This window comes from Microbacterium sp. B19(2022), from assembly GCF_012030385.1.
In the GTDB taxonomy this organism is placed as follows: Bacteria; Actinomycetota; Actinomycetes; order Actinomycetales; family Microbacteriaceae; genus Microbacterium; species Microbacterium oxydans_B.
The window spans coordinates 119644-126848 of the sequence record NZ_JAAUVO010000012.1 but is presented as its reverse complement, the minus strand read 5'-3'; the positions used below and the strand labels follow the sequence as shown (position 1 = coordinate 126848).

The window sequence follows — 7205 nt, the reverse complement described above, 5'->3', positions numbered from 1 at the left end:
GCGAGAGGGGACCGGGGTCAGCGGCGGACGCGGGCGCGCGTCTTCGCGACGCTCGCGAGGGTCGCCCGCACCGGGGTGCCGAGGTAGAGGCCGAGCGAGGCGCCGGATGCCAGACCGATGCCGATCACCGCCGCGTCGATGAGCGATCCGCCGGCGACCAGCATCCCCGTGGACGTCCCGGTGGCGTGCACCATCTCCAGAAGTCCCTGGAACACGGCGACACCGGGAACGAGGGGGACGATGGCCGCGGTCGTGACCGCGACCGACGGGACGTGCAGGTTGCGGGCGATCAGCATCCCGAGGAAGCTCGCGAGCAGAGCACCGACTGCGCTCGCCGCCGCAGGGTGCAGGTTCAGCGCCACCGAACCCGAGTAGCCCGCGAGGGTCACCGCACTGAGCAGCGCGCTCACCAGGATGATGCGGATGCCGGCGCCGTTGAACACCGCCACGGCGATGGCGATGATGATCGCGCCGGCGAACTGGTTCAGGACCGGACCGAACGGTGCCGGGTCGTCGGGAAGGTCCATCGTGAACCCCAGGACGCTCCCGAGTTCTAGGCCGACGAGGATGCCGATCACCACGCCGAGGGTCTGCATGGTGAGGTCGAGGATGCGCCCGCCGGCGGTGAGCGCGAAGCCGTCGATCGCATCCTGTGCCGCGCCCACCACGGTGAGACCGGCCAGCATCAGCACGATGCCCGAGGCGACGATGATCGACGGGCGGATGCCGACGAACGGCTCGATCCCCGCCGAGCCCAGCGCCGAGACGACCACCGCCACGACGGTGGTCACGAACCCTCCGGCGATCTGGCTGAAGAACAGCGGAACGCGGAGGCGAGCGAGACCGGCCTGGGTCAGAGCCGCGCACAGCGCCGCGATGAACGTGAGACCGACGATGATCGGGGAGGCGCCGAGCATGATGCTGACCCCGACGGCGAGCAGGGCGCGCGCCACGATCACGACCGGCTGCTGATAGCGGAACGGCACCCGGCGGATCGCTCGGAAGGTCGTGCGCGCGGATTCCAGGTCGAGCCCGTCGGCGATATCGGCGACGAGCGCCTGCACGCGCTGCAGCTTCGCGTGATCGGGGGCCGTCACCCGCACGACGCGCACCAGGGTCTCCGGCCAGACCTCCCCGCTCAGGTGGAACGACACCGTGATCGAGTTGTAGGTGACGTCGACCTGCACGCCCTTCATCCCGTACGCATCGCAGACGCGGGTGATGGCCAGCGTCACCTCGTGGGCGGACGCACCGACGGCGAACATCGACTCGCCGATCCTCGTCGCCAGGTCGAGGACTCGGGGGACCGTGCGCTCGTCGATGACGGGCAGGACCTCGGTGTGCGCGACCGTGGAGGGATCGGTGTGGAGCAGGCGGCGCACCGAGGAGAGCAGTGGCCGGCGGGGGGTCGCGGACATATCATCCATTCTCCCGGACGGGAGAGCCGTCTGCCGCGGTCTCAGTCCTGCGCGAAGATCTCGGGGTGCGCGCCGATGAGCTCGGCCTGCTCCGTCCACGAGAGGCCCACGATGCTCAGCACCACGCGCACGACGGTGGAGTCCGCGTCGGTGGTGGTGAGTCGAAGCTCGCGTAGCGTCGCCCGCGCCGTCTCCTCGATGAGGAAGGCGAGCAGCTCGGCCGGCATGTCTCCACGGAACGCCCCGGATTCCACTCCGGCCCTCGTCAGGTCGCGGATCCGTCGGCGCAGCGGTGCGAGGGCGAGCACGGTGTCGGTCAGATGCGCATCATCGAGGGCGATGTTGGCCGACGCGCGCACGGCCGAGGCCTCCCGCCACAGTCGCGTCGCCATGCGCGCGAGGGTGACCCGCGGGTCGGATTCGTCTGTCGCCTCGGCGATCGCGTTGAACCGCTGAGCGCCGACGGCGATCACCTCGCGCAGCAGGCTGTCGCGGTCGGCGAAATGGCCGTACACGGAGCGCCGCGTGAGGCCGGCGGCCTGTGCGATCACATCGAGCGACGCCGTGGGGTTGGTCGCGAGCACCGCCTGCGCCGCGCGCAGCAGGGCCTCGCGGTTGGCGAGCGCATCGCGTCGACGTCGAGGATTCGGTGCGGTCACTTCATGGTCCTTTCGCGGAGACACAGGAGTCACGACATCAACTTGGTCGACGCGAGTGCGTCGACGAGCTTGCGGTTGTACGTCATCAACGGGCGACGGAGCACGAGACCGAGGAGCAGCGCGGGGATGATGAACAGCGCGAGCGCGCCCAGCGACCACCAGAAGTCGCCCTGGTAGACGCCGGCGATCGCCGATCGCACCATGTTCACGGCGTAGGTCGCGGGCAGGAACGGGCTGATGCTCTGGAACCAGTCGGGCAGCAGCTGCAGCGGATACGCGCCGCCCGAACCGGAGATCTGGATCACCAGGAGCAGCACCGAGAGGGCCTTGCCCGCATTGCCGAACGCGACCACCGCCGTGTAGACGATGAGGGTGAACACGGTCGAGATCGCCCACCCTGCCAGGATGAGCAGGAGCGGATGCGCGGGTTCGACCTGGACGAAGAGGATCAGCCCGAGGGTCAGCAGCGTGCTCTGTGCGAGCCCGACCAGGCCGAAGATGCCGTAGCGGCCGAGATACTTCTGCGTCGGGGTGAGTTCGGGGCGATCGGGGAGCGTCTCGGCGTTCACGTCGACGCGGATCGTCACGGTCATCAGCAGCGCACCCACCCAGAGGGCCAGGATCATGTACAGCGGTGCCATGGCCGCGCCGAAACCGGCCACCGGGAACACCGCGGTGCGGTCCACGCGTACGGGTTCGGCGAGGGACGTGGCGAGCACGCCGGGGTCGGCGCCCATCAGCTCACTGAGATCGCCGGTGTCCGCGGCCTTCGTCATCGCCTGCTGCACGGTGTCGAACCGGTCGGCCAACGAGTTCAGCGATGCCGACAGCTGCGTCGTGGCCTGCTGTGCGCGCGAAAGCGTCGATTGCACGGAATCGGATGCTCCGGAGAGGCCGGACGTGATGCCGGAGAGGTCGGAGCGGATCGCCGAGACGTCGGAGCCGATCTGCGTGAGGGTCGACGAGAGGGAGTTCAGCTGTGCCTTCAGCCCGTTGTCGTACGTGCTCCGTGCATCCGTGATCGCCTTCTTCGCCGCGGCGATCGCGGCGGTGATCTCCTGATGCGAGCTCTGCGCCGAGTCGTTGCCGGCCGCGATCTCGGTCGCCGCGGTCTGGAGGCGCTCCTGCAGGGCCTGCTGCCGGGCGATGGCCTCATCGAGCCGACTGATTACGGCGTCGAAGTCGGGCTGCGCGGATTCGGGAAGGTTCGGCCCGACCTCCGTCTCCAGGGTGTTCTTGACCGCGGAGTACTGGTCGATCTGCTGCTGCACGCGCTCGGCGAGCGTGTTGATCGCCTGCACCTGACTGCCGCTGAGCGAGTCGGCCCGGGCGTACAGCTCGTCGATGCGCTGACCGACGGTGTCGTAGCTGCTCGCCGTCGCCGCGAGCGCATCCGTCAGGGACTGCGCGGCCGTCTGCAGGGTCGACTTCAGCGTGCCCGCCGCGTCCACCCCGCTGCCGAGGGCGCCGGAGGTGTCGGTGAACGCGTCGCCGGCCGAGCCGACCAGGCCCGAGGCGCTGTCGAGCAGGGGCCGGCTCGCCTCGAGCAGAGCCGTGAAGCTGTCGGCCGTGTGCGCCCCGGAGCGCAGCTGATCGCCCACGCTCCCGAGGCGCGCCTCGATGCGGGTGAGTGCGGCCTGCGTGTCCTCATCGGTGAGGTAGTCCGACATCGACGAGACGAGGCCGAGAGCCACGTCGCCGAGCGTCTGGGCGAAGGTGTCGCTGATCGCGGACGAGACCCCTTCCGCGCCCTGTCCGGTGATCTTCGGCGCCAGGGCGTTCTTCTTCTCGTTCGTGTAGAGCGCGATGTGCGTGCGGTCGCCGCCGTCGGCGTAGAACGTCAGCATGTCGGCGCTGAACGTCTCGGGCAGCACGATGGCGGCGTAGTACTCGCCGGACTTCGTCCCGTCGATCGCGTCGTGCTCATCCGTGATGACCCAGTCGAGCTGGTCGTTCCCGCGGAGCTGCGAGAGGACCTGTTCGCCGACGTTCACGCGGATCGGCACGAGGTCGCTCTCGTACCCGGCATCGGTGCTCGCGACCGCGATTTTCAGATCCTTCGTGTTCGCGAACGGATCCCAGCTGGCGATGACGTTGAACCAGGTGAACAGCGACGGGATGACGACGAGTCCGAAGAGGACGATGCACGCCATCACGTTCTGGGTCGCGTGCCGCACGTCGCGGGCCGTCAGGTGCAGGATGTCCCTCATGCGCGGTCCTCTCCTTCTGCGGTCCGGTGTTCGTCTTCGTCGGTGAGTGGATCTTCGTCCGCGAGATCTTCTTCTGCCTGCTCGGCGTCGTCCTGCTCGGCGGTCTGCTCGGGATCCGGTCCGATGCGGGGTTCCGCTTCCGTCTCCGTCTCCGGATACGGCTGCGCGTCCGGCTCGGGCTCGAACCATTCGGTGAGCAGGGCGTCTGCCTCGGCGCCGCCGGCCGGTGCGTCCGGTGCGTCCGGCACGTCCGGCACAACGGTGACGGCCCGCCCATCCGGCTCGGTGGGGACGACGGGCGTGTACGGGACCGTGTCGGAATTCTCGTCCGTTGAGGCGGGCATGACCGCGTCACGACCGGCGGGCCCGACGAGGGCGAGCTCGCGCAGCTCAGCGTCGTCGAGGGCCGCGACCTCCGCGCCGTTCTCGAAGCTGTGCTTGATGTATTCGATGGCCACGAGGAATCCGATGACGAGCAGGATCCAGAGCGTCCACAGGCCCAGCAGCAGCGCCTTCGATTCGGGGAGCGCCCAGGTGATGACCCCGAGCACGACGAGCCCGGCGACCCCCGTGAGCACCGTCGCCTTCAACAGGGTGGGGTAGCGGCGGGTGAACGGCTCGGCGCGTCGAGCGAGGTCTTCGCGGTATTCGCTGCGGTTCGAGAGCGCGCGGATCACGTCGGTGAGCCGGTACCCGCTGCCGAGGACCTGCACCTTCTCCCCGATCAGGAGGTCGGTCGCGAGTACCTGCCGGTTGAAGAGCAGGGTGAAGTTCGCGAGCCGGCGGCGGAGCACGAGCCCGATGAGGAACGCCAGGGCGACGAACACGGCGAGGGCGCCCAAGTACCGCCAGTAGTGGCCGTCGTAGAACCCGCCGATCGTCTCGCGCATCGCGTCGATGCCGTACGAGAACGGGAGGAGCGGATAGATGGCCCGGAAGAATCCGGGCATCAGCTCGATCGGGTACAGCCCGGATGCGCCGGGGATCTGCATGATCACGAGCAGGATGCACAGGCCGCGGCCGACGTGCCCGAACGCGACGCAGAGGGCATAGATGATGCTCACGTAGGCGAGGGCGATGAGCACACCCGTGCCGACGAAGGCAGCGGCGCTGACGGTCTGCACGCCGATGATGAGGTTTCCGGTGCACGCGATCAGCGCCTGGCCGACGGCGAGCGTCGCGAAGAGGAAGAAGCGGCCGAAGTAGGCCTCGCGCACGGTGACCCCCTCGACACCCTCGGTGTCGACCTCGACGCGGAAGATCACCATGAGCACGAAGGCGCCGATCCACAGCGACAGGTTCGTGAAGAGCGCGGCCATCGCCGACCCGTAGGTGTCGACGGGGAACACCAGGTGCTCGTCGACCTCGACGGGCGAGGAGATGAACTGGGCGATCTGCTCGGGCTCCAGGTCGGTGAGCGTGCCCAGCAGACCCCATTCGGATGCGGCGTTGAGGGCGACGACGTCGGTGCGCGAGGTCTGCAGGCCCTGCTCGATGCCGGCGAGGTCGCCGTCGAAGCTCTCCAATGCCGACGAGGTGGCCACAAGCTGAGAGTCCAACCCGCCCAGCAGCTGGTCGGCCTCGGCGAGCACGCCCTTCTGCGCGTCCAGCGCCGCCGACAACGATCCGACGCTCGCCGACAGCTGCGACATCGCGCTGTTCAGCGAGGGGACGGTGCGGGTGAGGATGTCGCGCATGGCCGACGAGGCATCCCTGGTGTCCTGCATCGCCTTGTCGACGGCGTCGGCCGTCGCCTGGACAGAGCCCACGGTGTCGGATGCGCTGGCCTTGAGGGCCTTCAGGTCTGCGAGCAGCTGCTGGTCGGTGGCGTTGCGCTGCTGCAGCGAGGCGATGACCTCGGTGAGCTGCTGCTTCGTCTCGTCGCTGAGGTCGGTACCGTCCACGAGGGCCTGCAGACGCGCGGCGGCCGCTTCGTTCGCCTCGAGCACGTTCGAGACGTCGTCGATCCCGGCGTCGATGCGCACACCCGCCTGCTCGAGGCTCTGGGTGAGACGGGTGATCGAGACGTTCGCCTTCGACGACGCATCGGCGAGCAGCGTGGTGCCCTGGAGGAACGCGGTGGTGGCGCTGTCGGTGAAGGCGATCACCTCCTTCTGCGTCTCGGCGATGATCGACTGCGTCTGGTCGAGCGACTTCTGCACATCGCCGAGCGTCTTGTCGACGTCGCCGAGCGTGCTCCGCGCGGAGGCGAGCGTGCCGCGAGACGAGGTGAGGCCGTCCTGCGTCTCGGCGAGGTTCTCGCGCGCCGACGAGATGGTCTGCGCCGCCTGGTCGAACGCGTTGAGGGTGTTGTCCCTGGCGTTCAGCAGTCGCAGCTCGGTGGAGTCGCCGACGTCTTTGAGGGCGTTCGTCGCGGCGAGAGCCACCTGCTCCTTGAAGGCGGTGGTGACCTGCTTGTCGAGTTCGGATGCGCCGACGTCGGTGATCTTGGGGGCGATCGCCCCGGCCTTCTCATTGACGTAGTACTCCAGCGCCGGCTGGGTGAAGTCGCCGCTGGTGATGCTGACCAGGTCTTGGCTGAACTGCGCGGGGATGACGATGGCGGCGTAGACGTCGCCCTTCTTCACGGCCTCCTGAGCCTCGTCCTCGCCCATGAACGTCCAGCCGAGCTGGTCGTCGTCCTTGAGCTGCGCGGTCACCTGCTCGCCGATGTCGATGTGGCCGGTGAGGTCGGAGGTGGCGCCCTCGTCGAGATCGACCACCGCCACGCGGATGTTCGCGGTGTTCGCGTAGGGGTCCCAGAATGCGTTGATGTTGAACCACGCGTACAGGGCCGGGGTGATGAGCACCCCGATGATGATGATCCAGGCCTTGGGCACGCGGGAGAGTCTCTTGACGTCGCGCTTGTAGACCCGCCAGCTCTGTTTCACAGGACGAGTTTACACAATACGTGCACA

4 protein-coding genes are annotated in these 7205 nt (G+C 68.4%); all 4 read right to left on the bottom strand.

Annotation, left to right across the window (positions count from 1 at the left end):
- Positions 1 to 17: 17 nt before the first annotated feature.
- Genes HCX50_RS12680 through HCX50_RS20205 form a run of 4 tightly spaced genes read right to left on the bottom strand, consistent with a single transcriptional unit; the run spans position 18 to position 7178 of the window.
- Entirely contained in the window at positions 18 to 1418 is a 1401-nt protein-coding gene (locus HCX50_RS12680) for a threonine/serine ThrE exporter family protein (RefSeq protein WP_091028708.1), read from the bottom strand.
- Between the two features lie 41 nt (positions 1419 to 1459).
- Positions 1460 to 2077 carry a TetR family transcriptional regulator gene (locus HCX50_RS12675; RefSeq protein ID WP_167634626.1) on the bottom strand — a complete coding sequence of 206 codons (618 nt, stop codon included), beginning with the start codon at positions 2075 to 2077 and terminating at the stop codon, positions 1460 to 1462.
- 29 nt (positions 2078 to 2106) lie between these two features.
- Positions 2107 to 4287, bottom strand: coding sequence for a YhgE/Pip domain-containing protein (locus HCX50_RS12670; RefSeq protein WP_167634625.1), 2181 nt, complete (start codon positions 4285 to 4287; stop codon positions 2107 to 2109).
- Positions 4284 to 7178: a YhgE/Pip family protein gene (locus tag HCX50_RS20205; RefSeq protein WP_167634624.1), complete on the bottom strand. Its 2895-nt coding sequence runs from the start codon at positions 7176 to 7178 to the stop codon at positions 4284 to 4286. Before HCX50_RS20205 ends, HCX50_RS12670 begins: the two co-directional genes overlap by 4 nt.
- Between the last annotated feature and the right edge of the window lie 27 nt (positions 7179 to 7205).

What these genes read in the sequence shown, in the direction of transcription:
- HCX50_RS12670 (WP_167634625.1), bottom strand. Translation starts at nt 4,287, where the DNA reads ATGAGGGACATCCTGCACCTGACGGCCCGCGACGTGCGGCACGCGACC.
- HCX50_RS12680 (WP_091028708.1), bottom strand. Translation starts at nt 1,418, where the DNA reads ATGTCCGCGACCCCCCGCCGGCCACTGCTCTCCTCGGTGCGCCGCCTG.